Raw genomic sequence first — 16,714 nt, 5'->3', positions numbered from 1 at the left:
CCCACAACCGCTCTCAGTGATGGGCCTTCCAGTCCGCCTGGGCCTTGTTCAGCTGGTCGGCCAACGTGTCCAGGAATTCCTTCGCCGTCATCTTCCCGAGCAGCACCTTCTGGAAGTTCGGCTCGTTGTCGGCCTTGGAGATGGTGTTCCAGTCCGGCAGGTAGTAGGGAAGCTGCACGATCTTCGTCGTGGCCCCGTTCAGCGCCTCGGCCGCCAGCTTCGTCGGCTCGGCCTTCTGGATCCACGCGTCCTGGGCGGCCTCCGTGTTCGCCGGAATCTGCCCCGCCGACTCGTTGAACTTCGAGTTCTCCTCGTGCGACACCGCGAACTCGACGAACTTCCACGCGGCCGACTTGTTCTTGCTGGACTTGAAAACGCTCAGCCCGTCGACGGGATTGGAGATCTGTACGCGCGTGCCGTCGTCCTGCGTCGGATTCGGCAGCCCCCGGAACTTGTCCGCGCCCAGCGCCTTCAGATGGTCCTGGTACGACCCCAGGTTGTGGCTCAGCATTCCGATCGTGCCGCTGTCCCACTGGGCGACCATCTTGGTGAAGTCGTTGTTGACGTCGGCGGACGGGGTGTCCTTCTTGTACAGCGCGACGTACTTCTCCAACGCGGCGACGTTCTCGGGGTCGTTGACCGTGGTCTTGTCGCCGTTCCAGAACGAGGTGATCCCGCTCTGGCTGTACGACGCGTCGAGCGCCGGCGCGATCGACCCCTCACCGCCCCGAATGGTGAACCCGAACTGGTTCTTGCCCTTGTCGGTGAGCTTGTCGGCGGCCGCATAGAACTTCGTCCACGTCGTCGGCGCGTCCAGCCCCGCCTTCTTGAACAGGTCGGTCCGGTACCACAGCACACCGTTGTTGGACGAGGTCGGGACCTGGTACAGCTTGTCGCCGCCGCCCGCGGCCCGGCTGCTGTCCAGCAGTTTCTGGTTCAGCTTGCCGTTCAGCGAGCTCTTCGCGAGCCGGCTGTCCAGCGGCTCCAGCGCGCCCTGGACCGCGACCTCGGCGAGCATCGCGGTCCCGACACCGCCGACGTCGGGCAGGCCGCCGCCCTGGATGGCGGTGTCGTACTTGGACTGGGCGCTCGCGGCGGGAATGCCGACGTATTTGACCTTGATGTCGGGGTTCTGCTTCTCGAAGTCGGCGATGATCTGCTTCCAGATGTCGGTGCGGACACCGCCGTTGTTGTCCCAGAAGGTGATCGTGCCCTTGCCCGAGCCCTCGCCGCCCTTGTCCCCCGCGCTGCCGCTGCCGCCGTCGCCGCAGGCGGTGGCGGTCAGCGCGAGCACGGAGCCCAGGGCGACGGCGAGGGCCGCGCGCCTGCTTCTGCGAATGCTGCTCTTCATCGGTCGGCTCTCTTCTCCGGGTCTCTGCTTCGGGATCCAGCGGACAGGTGCGGGCGTGGGGGAAGTCGGCCCTTGATCTGGTAAGCGCTTGCTACGGAGGTGTGGCATTGCGGCTCCCAACGGGGTGACGGAGGTGCGGACTAGGCGAGGCCGATCCGGGACTGCGGGTACGTCGTCACTGGGCCACCGCCTTGCGGACCAGCGTGGCCGCCTCGTCCCGGCCCGGGCGGCCGTCGGCGACGACGGTGACGATCCGGCGTACGACGGTCTCGCCGGCCGGGATCGGCAGCCGTGCGGCGGCGGCCAGCGAGGAGCCGACGCCCGGGTACTCGGCGGTGCGGACGAACCAGGGGTCGCGGCGGGTGTCCTCGGTGGCCCCCGCGAGGACGAGCGTCCAGTCGGCGCCGGCCAGCGCCAGCCAGTCGGCGCTCCGGCCGTGCACCGCCGCCTCGCCCTCCCGGTCCGCCGTGAACACGTCCGGGGCGACGGCCTCCTTGCGGGCCCGCCAGAAGAAACCGCCGTAGCCGGCGCCGGGGCGGCCGTTCGTGGCGGGGCTGCCGATCGAGAGCGGTCCGCCGCTGACGTTGGTGAGGGAGAACGTGAAGTCCAGCGCCCAGGCGGTGTCGGTGAGTTCGGTGGCGGCGACGGTGCGCCGCTCGCGCAGCAGGTCCGTCCCGCCGGCGACCCAGCGCAACTCCTCCACGAAGCCGTCGGGGTCGCTGAGCTGGAAGGCCACGTGGTGCTGGGTGCCGTGGTTGTCCAGCTCGGTCGGGCCCTGGTCGCGTACGTAGGTCCGCCCGCCCCAGAAGTTGTACCCCTCGACGTCGGGAACGGCGACACCGACGCCGAGGTGGTGGGTGTGGTCGGCCGGGGTCAGCTCGGTGACCGTGGTGCCGGCCGGGGTGGTGACGGGGTGGAGGTGGGGGCGCGGGGAGAGACGGGCGGGGAGCCTGTGGTATGTCACATAGCGGCCCACCGGCCGCCCGCCCACCCGCAGCACCGCCCCACCCGTCCTGCCGTCCGTCATGTGCCCACCTCCTTCGAAGTGGCCCAGGGGGCGCCCAGCTCGGAGTAGAGGGCGAGGGTGTCGGCGGCGGCCGCGACCAGTCCGTCGATGCCGGTCACCACCCGGCGGTCCTCCTCGGGGAGGAAGCGCCAGGTGTCGGCGGGCAGGACGGCCGGGTCGTCGGCCAGTCGAATCGCTTCAACGACCTTCATGAAGGCACCCGTCGAGTCCGGCTCCACCAGCAGCTCGGCGCCGTTGGTGAGGTGGTCGACGAGGTTCTCCAGCAGGTCCGTGCTGCCGTACTCGGTCTCCTCGGGACCGTGTCCGGCCCGCTGCACCAGCACCCGGTCCTGCTTGTACCAGAAGGTGATCCGGCCACCGGTGCCGTGCACCAGGACGTACGGGTCCCCCGGCTGCTCGGCGCAGAGCGTCGCGGCGACCGTGACCGGGCCGCGCGGGGTGGAGACGCGGACGCAGGAGGTGTCGTCGGACTCGATGTCGTTGGCGCGCAGCAGTTCGGTCTCGATGCCGGTGACGTCCTCGGCGCGGGTGGTGCCGAGCAGCGCGAGCCCGGTGGCGACGGCGTGCGCGAGCGGGTTGGTGAGGACGCCGTCGACGACGTCGACCCCGTTCAGGCGGCGCTTGCCCGCCCAGGGCGCGCGCCGGTAGTAGGACTCGGCGCGGGCCCAGGCGCCCGCCCCTCCGACGCCCGACACCGCGCCGATCGCGCCCTCCTCGATCAGCTTGCGGATCGCGGGCACGGCGTGCGAGCCCAGCGACTGGAAGCCGATCTGGCACACCACCCCGGCCTTGGCGACCCCGTCGGCCATCCGCCGGAACTCGGCGTACGACGGCGCCGGCGGCTTCTCCAGCAGCAGGTGCACGCCCCGCTCGGCCGCGGCCAGCGCCAGGTCGGTGTGGGTGGGGATCGGGGTGCAGATCACGGCGATCCGGGCGCCGGTCTCGTCGAGCAGGGTGCCGAAGTCGGCGGACTGGGCGGGCTGTCCGAGGCCCTCGGGCAGCTCGTCCGGGCCCAGCGGGGTCAGCTCGCAGATGCCCGCGAGCCGTACGACCCCCTTCTCCTGCAACCGCCGGATGTTCTCCAGGTGCCAGCGGCCGTGGCCCCGCGCGCCCGCCAGGACGATGTCGATGGTCATGGTGTCCTCCCTGCGTCGTCGATCTTTGCGTGCAGGGTAAGCGTCCGGCCCGGTCGGCCCCGGAGGCGTCTCATGAGGTGTCCCGCGAGGCGTGTCATCCCTTCACCGCCCCCGCGCTGAAGCCGGTGATCAGCCACTTCTGGATGAAGGCGAAGACGATCACGACGGGTACGGCGGCGATGATCCCGCCCGCGGCCAGCGCGCCCAGGTCGACGCTGTCGGCGCTCATCAGGGTGTTGAGGCCGACCGGGATGGTCTGCTTGCTCTGGTCGGAGAGGAACATCAGGGCGAACAGGAAGTGGTTCCAGGCGTGCACGAAGGCGAAGGAGCCGACCGCGATCAGCCCCGGCCGCAGCAGCGGGAGGACGACGATCCGGAACGCGGTGAACCGGTTGCAGCCGTCGACCCAGGCGGCCTCCTCCAGGGAGTACGGCACGTTCCTGATGAAGCCGCTGATCAGGATCATCGACAGCGGGAGCTGGAAGACGGTCTCGGCGAGGATGACGCTGCCGAGGGAGTTGATCATCTGGAGTCTGGCGAAGATCTGGAAGAGCGGGACCAGGAGCAGCGCGCCCGGCACGAACTGGGAGCAGAGCAGGGCCAGCATGAAGCCGCGCTTGAGCCGGAAGTCGAAGCGGGCCAGGGCGTAGCCGCCGGCCAGGGCGACGACGGTGGTCAGCACCAGGGTCGCGACGCCGACGTAGACGCTGTTGGTGAAGTAGGTGGCGAAGCTGCGCTCGGTCCACACCTTCTGGAAGTGGTCGAAGGTGACCGGCCAGGGCACGAGGGAGGTGGAGCCGGCCGGGCGGAGCGCGAAGAGCAGGATCCAGTAGAAGGGGACCAGGGTGAAGAGGAGGTAGATCCCGAGGGGGAGGTAGATCTGCCAGCGGGGGGCCTCGTCCCAGGCGCGGCGCTGTTTGCGCGGACGGGCGGGGGCCGTCCTGACGGGGCTGGCCTCGGGTGCGATCTCGGTGATCACTTCGTCTCGCCTCCGAACTTGCTCAGCCGCAGATAGACCACCGAGCAGAAGAGCAGGATCACGAACGCCACGGTGGTCAGGGCTGAGGCGTAGCCGAAGTTGTGGGCGTCGACGCTGGTGTTGGCGATGTAGAGGGGCAGGGTCGTGGTCTCCCCGGCCGGTCCGCCGCCCGTCAGGGTGTAGAGCAGGTCGACGTTGTTGAACTCCCAGACCGCGCGCAGCAGCGTGGACAGGACGATGGCGTCCTTGAGGTGCGGGAGCGTGATGTGCCAGAACTGCTTGAGCCGGCTCGCCCCGTCGACCTCCGCGGCCTCGTAGAGGTCCTTGGAGACGGACTGGAGGTCGGCGAGGATGAGGATCGCGAAGAAGGGGACGCCTCGCCAGAGGTCGGCGACCACCGCCGCCGGGAAGACGGTCGAGGTGTCGGAGAGCCAGCTGGTGCCGTACGACCCGATGCCCGCGTCGGCGAGATACCGCGTGATGCCCGTCTGGGAGTTGTAGAGCAGCACCCAGATCGCGGAGGTCAGCACGCCGGAGACGGCCCACGGCGAGAAGACCAGCGCCCGCCCCAACGCCCGCCCCACGAACGTCTGGTTGACGATCAGCGCCAGCGCGAGTCCGAACAGCAGCTGCAACCCGACTTCCACCACGACCCACTTGGCGCTGAAGGTCAGCGTGTCCCAGAACTGCGGGTCGTGGGCGAAGGCCTGGGTGAAGTTGTCGAGGCCCGCGAAGCCGTTCCGCCAGGGCTTGGTCGGGTTGTAGTTCTGCAGGCTGTAGTAGAAGACGCTGAGCACCGGGTAGGCGATGAAGCCCAGCATCAGCAGCGCGGCCGGCGCGATCAGCAGATACGGCAGTCTGCGCGGCGTCGCCGAGACACGGCGCCGCCTGGGTGGCGCGGGCGGTTTCGCCACGGCTGCGGCTTGGGCCATGACCTGTTCTCCGTTCGCGATGGGACGCTTACAGCGGGTGCAGGAAGCGCTTGCTGCATACACGTGATTGAAGCGCTTCGACGATCGTCAGAGGGAAACAAGGGGAAAGACGGGGTCAGCCCGCGTACGGGTCCGGGACTTCTCCCGGCCGGGCCAGGAACTCGAAGTCGCAGCCGGTGTCGGCCTGGGTGATCTGCTGGTCGTAGAGCGCTCCGTAGCCGCGCTCCTGGCGCACGGGCGGCGGTGTCCACCGCGCCCTGCGCCGCTCCAGCTCCTCGTCGTCCACGTTGAGCCGGAGGGTGCGCGCCGCGACGTCCAGGGTGATGGAGTCGCCGCTGCGCACGAGTGCGAGGGGTCCGCCGACGTACGACTCAGGCGCGATGTGCAGCACGCAGGCGCCGTAACTCGTGCCGCTCATCCGGGCGTCGGAGATCCGGACCATGTCCCGGACGCCCTGCTTGAGGAGGTGGTCGGGGATGGGCAGCATGCCGTACTCGGGCATGCCCGGGCCGCCCTTGGGCCCGGCGTTGCGCAGCACGAGCACGCTGTCGGCGGTGATGCCCAGCGACGGGTCGTTCAGAGTGCGCTGCATGGTCCGGTAGTCGTCGAAGACCACGGCCGGACCCGTGTGCTTGAGCAGGTGCGGTTCGGCGGCGATGTGCTTGATGACGGCACCGTCCGGGCAGAGGTTGCCGCGCAGCACGGCGACTCCGCCCTCGCTCGCGACCGGGTTGTCCCGGGGCCGGATGACGTCGTCGTTGTGGACCCGGGCGCCGGCCAGCTGCTCGCGGTAGCTGTCGTACGAGACCGTCGGCCGGTCGAGGTGGAGCAGGTCGGGGATGCGGGAGAGGAAGCCGGGCAGGCCGCCCGCGAAGTGGAAGTCCTCCATGAGGTACTTCTGGCCGCCGGGCCGGACGTTGGCGAGGACGGGCACGGTACGGGCGATGCGGTCGAAGTCGTCGAGGGTGAGCCGCACCCCGGCCCGGCCGGCCATGGCGATGAGGTGGATGACGGCGTTGGTGGAGCCGCCGAGGCCGAGCACGGTGGTGACGGCGTCCTCGAATGCGTCGGCGGTGAGGAGCTCGGAGAGCTTCCGGTCCCGGTGGACGAGTTCGACGATCCGCAGGCCTGCCTGCGCGGCCATCCGGTCGTGCCCGGAGTCGACGGCCGGGATGCTGGAGGCGCCCGGCACGGTGACGCCGAGGGCCTCGGCGGCGGCGGTGAGCGTGGAGGCCGTCCCCATGGTCATGCAGTGACCGGGCGACCGGGCCAGTCCGCTCTCCAGCTCCGTCAGCTCGCAGTCGCCGATCAGGCCGGCGCGCTTGTCGTCCCAGTACTTCCACATGTCGGTGCCGGAGCCGAGGACCTCGTTGCGCCAGTGGCCGGGGAGCATGGGCCCGGCGGGCACGAACACGGCCGGCAGGTCGACGGAGGCGGCACCCATGAGGAGGGCCGGGGTGGACTTGTCGCAGCCGCCCATCAGCACGGCGCCGTCGACCGGGTACGACCGCAGCAGCTCCTCGGTCTCCATGGAGAGGAGGTTGCGGTAGAGCATCGGGGTCGGCTTCTGGAAGGTCTCGGAGAGGGTGGAGACCGGGAACTCCAGCGGGAACCCGCCCGCCTGCCAGACGCCCCGCTTCACCGCCTGGGCCCGGTCACGGAGGTGCACATGACAGGGATTGATGTCCGACCAGGTGTTGAGGATCGCGATGACCGGCTTGCCGAGGTGCTCCTCGGGGAGGTAGCCGAGCTGGCGGGTGCGGGCGCGGTGGCTGAAGGAGCGGAGGCCTTCGGTGCCGTACCACTGGTGGCTTCTGAGTTCCCCGGGCTGCTTGCGAAGGGTGTTCATATGGACCATCCGGAGGCGATGGCGGCGACCTCGGCGCGGTCTTCCTCGGGCAGCTGCCTGCTGGGCGGCCGGACGTCGCGGCGGCACAGGCCGAGGGAGGCGAGGGCCTCCTTGACGACGGTCACGTTGTCGGCTGAGCCGTTGGCAGCGCGGAGTTCCTCGAACCGGCGGATCTGCTCCCAGACCTTCATGGCGGCCTGGTAGTCGCCTGATCGAAGCGCTTCGATCATGTTCAGCGAAACGGCCGGGGCGACGTTCACCAGACCGGAGGTGAAGCCGGTGGCGCCGGCCGAGAAGTAGGAGGGCGCGTAGGGCTCGGCGAGCCCGGCGACCCAGACGAAGCGGTCGAGCCCCGCGTCCCGGGCGAAGGCGGCGAACTTGGCGGCGTCCGGGACCGCGTACTTGACGCCGATCACGTTGGGGCAGGCGTCGGCGAGTTCGGCGAGGCGGGCGCCGGTGAGCTGGGCGTTGCGGACGTAGGGGACGACGCCCAGTTCGGGGACGGACTCGGCGATCGCGCGGTGGTAGTCGACCCAGCCGGACTGTGCGACGTACGGGTGGACGGGCTGGTGGACCATCACCATGTGGGCGCCGTGCTCCCGGGCGTGCCGGGCGGAGGCGACGGCGGTGGGCACGTCGTGTCCGACGCCGACGAGGACGGCGGCCCGGTCCCCGGTCTCGTCGAGGGTCGACTCGGTGACGAGCCGCCGCTCCTCGGGGGTGAGGGCGTAGAACTCGCCGGTGTTGCCGTTGGGGGTGAGGGTGCGGATCCCGCCGTCGAGGAGGCGGCGCAGCAGGGCCCGGTGGGCGTCCTGGTCGACGCTGCCGTCCTCGGCGAAGGGAGTCACCGGGATGGCCACGACGTCGGCCAGGGCCGCCCGTTGGGTCTCGAATGCCACGCTGCTCATTCCTGTCCTTCCTTTGCCTGGGCTTCGGGGTAGGCGCGCTCGACGAAGGACGCGATGTGGGCGTGCAGGGTGCGGGCGGCACCGTCGGCGTCCCCGGCCAGGGCGAGCCGCAGGATCTCGCGGTGTTCGCCGGCCTCGCGCTCCCAGGAGGGGGAGGCGGCCCAGGCCACGGCGGAGACGAGGGCGGCCTGGTCGCGGACCTCGTCGAGCATCCGGGCGAGCAGCGGGTTGCCGCACGGGAGGTACAGGGCGCGGTGGAAGTCCCGGTTGGCGAGGGAGCGTTCGGCGGTGTCGGTGGCGTCGTCGGCGCGGGTGAGGGCGTCGCGGGCGGCGTCGAGGGAGGCGTCGCGCCGCACGGCCCGGCGGAGCGCCTCGGGTTCGAGCAGGAGCCGTACGTCGTAGACCTCGCGGGCCATGTCCGCGTCCACCATGCGCACCGTGACGCCCTTGTACTGGCTCATCACGACCAGCCCGGTCCCGGCGAGGGTCTTGAGCGCCTCGCGCACGGGGGTCTTGGACACCCCGAACTGCGCGGCGAGCTCGGTCTCCACCAGGGCCTGACCGGGCGTCAGCTGCCCGGTGAGGATGCGGTGTTTGATCGCGTCCAGCACGTACTGCGTGCGGGACGGGATCGGCATGGGCACAGAGGTCATGCGCGCCTCTCGGGGTCACGTACCGGGCCCGGGGACCCGGTCTGACGTATCTGATCTCGCGTATCGCGTCTCATATATGACGTACGAAGTACGACGCGGACGAAGGTAGGAGGACGGCCGTGTTTCGTCAATGCTTCTGACAGAGGTGAGCCGGAAGGGCTGCTCAACTGCCGTGCCGGATGCGGCCCTTCATGGCCCGGTACTCCGAGGCGAGCAGCCCGAACAGGAGGTCGTCGGTCCACTCCCCCTTCATCCAGGTGCTCTGGACGAGACGGCCCTCACGGCGGAACCCGACGCGCTCCAGGAGCCGCGCCGAGCGGACGTTCCGCCCGTCGCAGTCGGCCGAGACACGGTGGCGCCCCTCGTCCACCAGCAGCAGGTCCACCACCCGCGCCACGGCCTCGGTGGCATAGCCCTGCCCCTGGTACGCCGGGGCGAACGTGAACCCCACCTCCGCCTGCCGCCCGTCCCGGCTCCGGCACACCCCGATGTCGCCGATCAGCCCCGGGGCGTCCCGCAGTTCGACGGCGTACTGGAACCACCCCGGATCCCCCGGGTCTCCGGCCGAGAACGCGGCCACGAGCCGCTCGGCGTCCCCGGCCGACAGCGGCGCCTCCCACGACTGGTACCGGCTGACCTCCGGATCCGACCGGTACTCCGCCAGCGCCGTCGCGTCCTCCGGCCCGAACCTCCGCAGCACAAGTCTCGCTGTCTCCATGCCCTCACCTTCGCCGATGGCCCCCGCCTTCTCCACCGCGATCCGATCGGGCGCCGGCCGTGGAGGCGGGTCGCGTGGCCGTCCGGGAGGGTTCCCGAGCCCGGCCCGGTGGCCCGGCGTGACGGTCACGTGACGGTCACGGGGCACAGGACCGCTTCGGTCGTGTCAGAACCCCCGTGCCTCGCCCTCCCGGGCGACCGCCGTCCCCCGGCCGAAGATCACTCCGGCCCGGGCCGCCGCCATCTCCCGGGTCAGGGCCGGCCCCACGTGGGTGATCAGGAGCTCCCGCGCGCCCGCGTCCCGGGCGAACCGGCCCGCGTCCTCGGGTGTCAGATGGACCCGTTCGCCTTCGCGATGCTCGTCGAGGTCGGCCTCGCACAGGAACACGTCCGCGCGGGCGGCCAGTTCGGTGAGCGCGTCGCAGGGGCCGCTGTCCCCGGAGTAGGCGAGCACGCTCCCCTGGCACTCGGCGCGCAGCCCGTACGCCTCGGTGCCGTGGGCGACCGCCCGCGCGGTGAGCCGCAGGTTCCAGTGCCGGACGCTGTGGCCGTCGTACAGGGGCCGGAAGTCGAGCACCCCGCGTAGGAAGCCCGGATCGGGTCGGCCGAGGAAGGCCGCGAGGCGCGGTGCGCACTCCTGGGGCGCGTACACCGGGATGGGCGCGGCCGGTGTCATCCCGCCGAAGGCGTAGGCGTACGCGGCGGCCAGCAGGTCCGCGCTGTGGTCGGCGTGCAGGTGCGAGATCCAGATCGCCGTGAGCCGCGCCGGATCCGTGTGCCGCTGCAACTCCGCGAAGGTCCCGGTGCCCGCGTCCACCCACACCTCGGCGCCGCCGCCCCGCAGCAGGTAGCCCGAGCACGGGCGGCCGGGGCGCGGGTGCGGGGAGGCGGTGCCGAGGACGGTGAGACTCAGGGGCATGGCGAGGAGAGTACGGATCCGGGTCCCCGTCCGCTCACCGTTCGCGTCCTGTCACGGCTTCCACCCCGGGTCCCGGCCGCTCAGCCCCACCGTCCGGTCCAGCAGCGAGGCCTCCTGCGGTACCGGCACGACCGGCCCGAACGGACCGCGGTCGCCCTGCGCCGCCATCCGCAGGAAGCCGTGCGCCGCTGCCAGCGCCGCCGGGTCCGGGGCGTACTCCTGGCCCGTGGCCCGGGCCAGGTCCCAGCCGTGCACGACCAGTTCGTCGGCGGCGACCGCGGCCGCCACCTCCCCGGGCAGGTCGACCCCGCCCGCCCGCGTCATACCGCTCCACGCGTCCGGATCCCGCCAGGCCGCCGCCAGTTCGTCGAGCGCCTTGGGCAGCTCCGCCCGCCAGTCCGGCCCGATGTCGGGCGTGACGGTGCCGGGCGGCGTGGCGGTCGTCGCCCCCAGGTCCTTGCGGGCCGCGTCCCGGAACGCCACGGAGAGTCCCGCCACATGGCCCAGCAGGTGCCGGACCGCGTAGGCCGGGCACGGTGTCACCCCGGCCAGCTGTTCGTCCGTCACCCGCTCGGCGAGCGCCGCCACGATCCTCGTCTGCGGACCGAGGTCGATCATGGTCGTGCCGGTCATTCCGGTTCCTCCTGCCGATACGGAAACAGCCTTCGAGGGGTGGACCGCGGCGACCGCCGAGACTCATCGGTCCGCCGTACTTCCCTCGTGCCTTCCGCGCACTCCCCGCGCACTTCTAAGGCACCTGCCCGATCCCCGCAGCCCCGCCTTAGACCCACGATGAGCAGGCATGAAAGCCACCTCCTGGTCCGTGTTCCGGCTGCTGCGCGACCGTAACGCGGCCCTCTACCTCGCCGGCGTCGTGGTGTCCGGGTTCGGCACGTCGGCGCTCTGGCTGGTGTCGGGTGTCTGGGTCAAGGACCTCACCGGCTCCGACGGCCTCGCCGCCCTGTGCACCGCCGCCCTCTGGGCCCCGACCCTCGCCGGGCCGGTCCTCGGCACCCTCGCCGACCGCGTCCGCCGCAAACCCCTGCTGATCTGTGTCAACCTCGGTCTCGCCGGTCTGCTGCTGTCCCTCCTGACCGTCGACTCCCCCGCCTCCGTCCGGCTCCTGTTCGCGGTCCTCCTCGTCTACGGCGCGGCGGGCGTCGTGGAGGACGCGGCGAACTCCGCCCTCGTCGTCGCCACCGTCGATCCCGCCCTCCTCGGCGACTTCAACGGGCTGCGGATGACCGCCCGCGAGGGCATGAAGCTGGTCGCGCCGCTGACCGGGGCCGCGCTGTACACGGCGTACGGCGGGCCGGGCGTGGTGCTGCTGGACGCGCTGACGTTCGTACTGGCGGCTGGGGTGTGCGCGCTGCTCCGGGTGCGCGAGGAGCGGCCGGGGCCGGCCGCCGGGAACTGGCGGCGGCAGACCGCCGAGGGCGTCCGGCTGCTGTGGGCGCGTCCGGTGCTGCGGCCGCTGGTCCGGGCCGGCGGCGCCACGATGTGCCTGGCCTCGCTCGGCAGCAGCCTGAACTACGCCGTCGTGGACACCGTCGGCCACTCCCCCGCCTATGTCGGCGTGCTGTACACGGTCCAGGGCGTCGGCTCGGTCGCGGTCGGGCTGGTCTCCGGGCCCGCGCTGCGGCGGCTGGGCGAGCGGCGGTTCGCGGGGTACGGGATCGCGCTGACGGGGGTGGCGATGGCCGTGCGGGCGGTGCCATGTGACATATCACTACTCATCTGCAGCCTGGCCGGCGGCCTCGGCCTCCCCTGCGTGCTGATCGCCGCCCACACCGCCGTCCAGCGCGAGATCCCGGCCGCCGCGCTGGGGCGGGCGTCCGCGACCGCCGACACGCTGATGTTCACCCCGAACGTGATCGGGCTGACGGCGGGCGCCGCCCTCGTCGAACTCGTGGACCACCGCTGGCTGTTGGCGGTCCTCGGCGGTGCGCTGCTGGCCACCGCCGGGTCACTGGCTCAGCGCAGCGCCTCCCGTACCGCCGCGAGGTCGCCGTCGGACGCCAACCCGGCGTGATAGAGCCGCAGTTCGGTGGCGCCCAGCTGCCGGGCGCGCTCCGCGTCGGCCGCCAAGGTGGCCGGGCTGCCGCCCATGCCGGAGACCACCCCGAAGTTGGCGGCGAGCACGGTGTCCACGGGCGCGTGCTCGGCGAAGGGCGCCAGCGGGGCCGTACCGCCCGCGCAGGGGACCACGACCCCGTCCGCGACCGCGAGTATGTGGGCGGGATCCACGCCCGCGTTGGCGCCGCAGTGGTAGGCCACCGGGTCGGCGTGCAGCAGCACCTGGAAGCCCTCGGGGGCCGCCGCGCGCACCGCCGCGACGGCCGTCTCCTGGAGGGTGCGGGCCTGTCCGTCGCGCCACGCGCGCGTGGCCGCCGCGACCGGTTCGCCGAGCAGCTTCTCCACCGTGGGCCAGCCGGTGTCGTCGGCCGCGCCGCGCCACAGCGGTTCCAGTGCCTCGCGTACGGCGGTCGCCAGCTCGTCGGCGTCCAGGCCCTGTTCGCCGTAGCCGGCCCGGCACGCCGGGCAGAAGCAGAGGGCCATCAGGTACTGGCCGGCGTCCCCGAGCGGGACCCCGGCGGTCTTGTCGTGGGCGTGCAGGTGCTGGAGGCCGTACCAGCCGAGGGACTCCAGTTCGGTGCCGGCGGCGCCCGGGCGGACGGCGGCCTCGGCGGCGAGGTCGGTCAAGTACGCGCGCGTGGCGGGCTGGGCGATGCAGGGGGCCCAGGGGTAGCGGTCGCCGTAGGCGTTGACGACGGAGGTGGCCGGATGTTCGGCGCCCATACGGGAGTTGTGGGCGAGGATCACCCAGGTGTGGACCTCCAGACCGGCGCCGCGCAGTGCCTCGGCCGCCTCGCCGTAGGCGTCGCCGGGGGCCCAGTCGCCCGCCGGGTACGGGCGCAGCTCGCGGCCCGTCCAGCGCCCGTCCGCCGGGTAGTAGACGGCCGCGTGCTCGGCGGTGACGACACGGCGGCGGGGGTGACGGGGGGTCAGGGCCCGGGTGGAGTGGTAGGCGGAGGCCAGGGTCACCTGGTCCACGCCGAGCGCGGCGACGCGGTCCGGGGCCCCGGGGTCCCCGTTGACGTCCCAGGGGTAGACGAACGTCGACGTCTTCATGCGGCCTCCTCCGGACGCGGAGGTGCTCACGCGTCCTCCTCCAGCAGCGCGTACCCACGCTCGATCAGCTGAGCGAGCTGCTTCACATGGTCCTCGCCCGGCTCGTGCAGCGGGGGCCGGACCTCGCCGACGTCGAGACCGCGCAGGCGTACGCCCGCCTTGACGAGGGAGACGGCGTATCCCCGTCCCTGGGCGCGGAGTTCGACGAACGGGCGGTAGAAGCCGTCCAGCAGGCGCTCCGCCGTCGCCCGGTTCCCCTCGCGGAGGGCGGCGTGGAAGGCGAGGGCGATCTCGGGGACGAAGCAGAAGACGGCCGAGGAGTAGAGGCCGATGCCGATGGCCTGGTAGGCGAGCTGGGCCTGTTCGGCGGTGGGCAGGCCGTTGAAGTAGAGGAAGTCGCCGGGGATCTCGGTGCGGACGGCGCTGACGATGCGCTGCATCAGGTCCAGGTCGCCAAGGCCGTCCTTGAAGCCGATGATGCCCTCGGTGCGGGCGAGTTCGACGACCGTGGGCGGGGTGAACACCGCGTTGTCCCGCTGGTAGACGATCACCGGGAGGCCGGTCGCCGCGGCCACCTCCCGGTAGTGCCGCAGCAGCCCCTCCTGGCCGGCGACCACCAGGTAGGGCGGCATGGCGAGCAGGCCGTCGGCGCCCGCGGCCTCGGCGAGACGCGCGTAGCGTACGGCGAGCGCGGTGCCGTAGCCCGCGCCCGCGATCACCGGTACCCGTCCGTCGGCCGCGGCCACGGCAGCGCCCACGCAGGCCTCGAACTCCTCCGGGAGCAGTGCGTGGAACTCCCCGGTGCCGCAGCAGGCGAACACGGCGGCTGCGCCGGCCTCGACGCCCCGGCGCACGTGCTCGCGGTAGACGTCGAGGTCGAGGGAGCCGTCGGGGCCGTAGGCGGTGACGGGGAAGAAGAGCGGCCCGCGCGGGTCACGAAGCCGGGCGGCGAGAGGGGCTGGCGTCACGGGCGCTCCCTGTCGATGCATGTCTCTGATCGGTGTCCATATTCATGAACGCGACCACGTTACGAGCCCTCCCGAGGGCCGGTCAAGCAGGCAAACACGCACCATGCGAGCAGATTTCCGCACGCGCATGCACACTTGACTCGGCACACCCCAGCTCCCTAGCGTGTCCACGCATGTGAATATCATGCATGTACGCGACCCGTGCCGAGTCAAGGAGACCGTGGATGCCCACTCCCCGCACGCTACTGCTGACCGGCGCCGCAGGCGGGCTCGGCACCCTGATGCGCTCCCTGCTCCCGGAGTACGGCTACACCCTGCGCCTCTTCGACGTGCGCCCGGTCGAGGGCGAGCCGGACGCGATCACCGCCGACCTCTCCGACAAGGAGGCGCTGCGCGAGGCCGTGCGCGGCGTGGACGCGGTCCTGCACCTCGCGGGGATCTCCCTGGAGGCACCCTTCGAGAAGATCCTGCGGTCGAACATCGAGGGCACGTACAACCTGTACGAGGCGGCCCGCGAGGCCGGCGTGCCGCGCATCGTCTTCGCCTCCTCCAACCACGCCGTCGGCCACACCCCGGCCCCCCGCGCGGGCGACCCCCTCATCCCGGTCGACACCCCGCACCGCCCGGACACCTTCTACGGCCTGTCCAAGTCCTTCGGCGAGGACCTCGCCCAGCTGTACTGGGACCGGCACGGCCTGGAGACCGTCTCCGTCCGCATCGGCTCCTGCTTCGGGGAGCCCACCGACGTACGGATGCTCTCCGTGTGGATGAGCCCCGCCGACGGCGCCCGCCTCTTCCACGCGGCCCTGACCGCCGAGGAGGTCGGCCACACCGTCGTCTACGGCTCCTCCGCCAACACCCGCCTGTGGTGGGACCTGACGAGCGCGCGGGCGCTCGGCTACGACCCGCGGGACGACTCCGAGCAGTACGCCGGGAAGCTGATCGCCGAGCACGGCGAGCTGGACCCGGAGAACCCGGCCCACACCCACCTCGGCGGCCGCTTCGTGAACGACCCGCCCATCTGGCCGTACTGACAGCGGTACGCGCGACGGCGCGAAACGATCGCACGCGGCGGCGGGCGGGCACCGAACGGGCCCGCCCGCCGCCGCGTTCGGGCATCCGGGCCGCCTGATCCCACCCCTCCCCGGACAGCCGCGCAGGTCCGAGGCGGGCACTCCGCCGGGCAAACGGGCCCACACGGGCAGTATCGGGCCCGCAACAGACCTGGTCAGCCCCGCACACCCGCTGTAGAACTTGCTGCATGGCCCGAACGGGCAGTTCCACGGCGTTTCCACAAGGGAGTGGGTGACGAGATGAGCACGCAGACGGCGGAGGAACGCCAGCGCGAGATCGTGCGGGCCGCACGCGCCTCGGGCTCCGTCGACGTCACCGCGCTCGCCGGCGCCCTGGGGGTGGCCAAGGAGACCATCCGGCGCGATCTGCGCGCCCTGGAGGACCACGGCCTGGTGCGCCGCACCCACGGGGGCGCCTACCCCGTCGAGAGCGCCGGTTTCGAGACCACCCTCGCCTTCCGCTCGACCAGCCATGTGCCGGAGAAGCGGCGGATCGCGGCGGCCGCCGCCGAGCTGCTGGGCGACGCCGAGACCGTCTTCGTCGACGAGGGCTTCACCCCGCAGCTCATCGCCGAGGCGCTGCCGACGGACCGGCCGCTGACCGTGGTCACGGCGTCACTGCCGGTCGCGGGCGCGCTCGCGGAGACCGAGAACATGTCGGTCCTGCTGCTCGGCGGCCGGGTGCGGCCCGGCACGCTGGCGACCGTCGACCACTGGACGACGAAGATGCTCGCCGGCTTCGTTCTCGATCTCGCCTACATCGGAGCCAACGGCATCTCGCGCGAGCACGGGCTGACCACCCCGGACCCCGCCGTCAGCGAGGTCAAGGCGCAGGCCGTCCGGGCCGCGCGCAGGACGGTCTTCGCGGGCGTGCACACCAAGTTCGGAGCCGTCAGCTTCTGCCGCTTCGCCGAGGTAGGCGCCCTGGAGGCGATCGTGACGAGCACCCTGCTGCCCACCGCCGAGGCCCACCGCTACTCCCTGCTCGGCCCCCAGGTCATCCGGGTCTGACCCCCGCCCCACTCCCTGCCCGAAGGCCTTTCCACACCCTCCACTGCCCCTTATATCCC

The 16,714-nt window shown here is 71.9% G+C and carries 16 protein-coding genes; 3 read left to right on the top strand and 13 right to left on the bottom strand.

The features are described 5' to 3' along the window. Window positions 1–13: 13 nt before the first annotated feature. The 11 genes from ACIPSJ_RS08030 to ACIPSJ_RS07980 form a co-directional block, all read right to left on the bottom strand. Window positions 14–1,351, bottom strand: a complete 1,338-nt coding sequence (locus tag ACIPSJ_RS08030; RefSeq protein WP_359224828.1) for a sugar ABC transporter substrate-binding protein — start codon at window positions 1,349–1,351, stop codon at window positions 14–16. A 175-nt stretch (window positions 1,352–1,526) separates the two neighbouring features. Further along, window positions 1,527–2,378, bottom strand: coding sequence for a PmoA family protein (locus tag ACIPSJ_RS08025; RefSeq protein WP_401344375.1), 852 nt, complete (start codon window positions 2,376–2,378; stop codon window positions 1,527–1,529). After that, the gene (locus ACIPSJ_RS08020) at window positions 2,375–3,514 is read right to left on the bottom strand and encodes a Gfo/Idh/MocA family oxidoreductase (protein WP_359224833.1); all 1,140 of its coding nucleotides are present in this window, start codon (window positions 3,512–3,514) and stop codon (window positions 2,375–2,377) included. The genes ACIPSJ_RS08025 and ACIPSJ_RS08020 overlap by 4 nt, the downstream gene beginning before the upstream one ends. Window positions 3,515–3,608: 94 nt before the next feature. Next, a complete protein-coding gene (locus ACIPSJ_RS08015) occupies window positions 3,609–4,493 on the bottom strand; it encodes a carbohydrate ABC transporter permease (RefSeq protein ID WP_401344373.1) in 885 nt (294 codons plus the stop codon). After that, window positions 4,490–5,425, bottom strand: a complete 936-nt coding sequence (locus ACIPSJ_RS08010; RefSeq protein WP_359224838.1) for a sugar ABC transporter permease — start codon at window positions 5,423–5,425, stop codon at window positions 4,490–4,492. The genes ACIPSJ_RS08015 and ACIPSJ_RS08010 overlap by 4 nt, the downstream gene beginning before the upstream one ends. A gap of 115 nt (window positions 5,426–5,540) precedes the next feature. Next, on the bottom strand, window positions 5,541–7,274 hold the full coding sequence (araD, locus tag ACIPSJ_RS08005; protein WP_401344371.1) for an L-arabinonate dehydratase: 1,734 nt from the start codon (window positions 7,272–7,274) through the stop codon (window positions 5,541–5,543). Continuing rightward, a complete protein-coding gene (locus tag ACIPSJ_RS08000; protein ID WP_401344369.1) occupies window positions 7,271–8,182 on the bottom strand; it encodes a dihydrodipicolinate synthase family protein in 912 nt (303 codons plus the stop codon). The genes araD and ACIPSJ_RS08000 overlap by 4 nt, the downstream gene beginning before the upstream one ends. Then, window positions 8,179–8,835 carry a GntR family transcriptional regulator gene (locus ACIPSJ_RS07995; protein ID WP_359224845.1) on the bottom strand — a complete coding sequence of 219 codons (657 nt, stop codon included), beginning with the start codon at window positions 8,833–8,835 and terminating at the stop codon, window positions 8,179–8,181. The genes ACIPSJ_RS08000 and ACIPSJ_RS07995 overlap by 4 nt, the downstream gene beginning before the upstream one ends. 163 nt (window positions 8,836–8,998) lie before the next feature. Then, window positions 8,999–9,553 carry a GNAT family N-acetyltransferase gene (locus ACIPSJ_RS07990; RefSeq protein ID WP_359224848.1) on the bottom strand — a complete coding sequence of 185 codons (555 nt, stop codon included), beginning with the start codon at window positions 9,551–9,553 and terminating at the stop codon, window positions 8,999–9,001. A 165-nt stretch (window positions 9,554–9,718) separates the two neighbouring features. Then, on the bottom strand, window positions 9,719–10,471 hold the full coding sequence (locus ACIPSJ_RS07985; protein ID WP_401344366.1) for an MBL fold metallo-hydrolase: 753 nt from the start codon (window positions 10,469–10,471) through the stop codon (window positions 9,719–9,721). A 51-nt stretch (window positions 10,472–10,522) separates the two neighbouring features. After that, window positions 10,523–11,104: a TIGR03086 family metal-binding protein gene (locus ACIPSJ_RS07980; protein WP_359224853.1), complete on the bottom strand. Its 582-nt coding sequence runs from the start codon at window positions 11,102–11,104 to the stop codon at window positions 10,523–10,525. Window positions 11,105–11,273: 169 nt separating this feature from the next. Between ACIPSJ_RS07980 and ACIPSJ_RS07975 the strand changes: the two genes are divergently transcribed. Beyond that, entirely contained in the window at window positions 11,274–12,503 is a 1,230-nt protein-coding gene (locus ACIPSJ_RS07975; protein WP_401344364.1) for an MFS transporter, read from the top strand. Here the strand turns inward: ACIPSJ_RS07975 and ACIPSJ_RS07970 are convergent. Together ACIPSJ_RS07970 and ACIPSJ_RS07965 are read right to left on the bottom strand one after the other, a co-directional pair. Continuing rightward, window positions 12,446–13,603: a hypothetical protein gene (locus ACIPSJ_RS07970; protein WP_401344362.1), complete on the bottom strand. Its 1,158-nt coding sequence runs from the start codon at window positions 13,601–13,603 to the stop codon at window positions 12,446–12,448. The genes ACIPSJ_RS07975 and ACIPSJ_RS07970 overlap by 58 nt on opposite strands. A gap of 26 nt (window positions 13,604–13,629) precedes the next feature. Further along, window positions 13,630–14,571, bottom strand: coding sequence for a 5-dehydro-4-deoxyglucarate dehydratase (locus tag ACIPSJ_RS07965; protein ID WP_401344360.1), 942 nt, complete (start codon window positions 14,569–14,571; stop codon window positions 13,630–13,632). Window positions 14,572–14,795: 224 nt separating this feature from the next. On the opposite strand from ACIPSJ_RS07965, the gene ACIPSJ_RS07960 reads away from it, so the two are divergent. Both ACIPSJ_RS07960 and ACIPSJ_RS07955 read left to right on the top strand, forming a co-directional pair. After that, a complete protein-coding gene (locus ACIPSJ_RS07960) occupies window positions 14,796–15,605 on the top strand; it encodes an NAD-dependent epimerase/dehydratase family protein (RefSeq protein ID WP_401344358.1) in 810 nt (269 codons plus the stop codon). Between the two features lie 279 nt (window positions 15,606–15,884). Then, window positions 15,885–16,655, top strand: coding sequence for a DeoR/GlpR family DNA-binding transcription regulator (locus ACIPSJ_RS07955; protein ID WP_359224874.1), 771 nt, complete (start codon window positions 15,885–15,887; stop codon window positions 16,653–16,655). Window positions 16,656–16,714 lie beyond the last annotated feature (59 nt).

The sequence above is a fragment of the Streptomyces sp. NPDC090088 genome (genome assembly GCF_044747345.1).
GTDB lineage: Bacteria > Actinomycetota > Actinomycetes > Streptomycetales > Streptomycetaceae > Streptomyces.
Note: the sequence above shows the minus strand (reverse complement) of the source record. Positions and strands in the feature narration are given on the sequence as shown.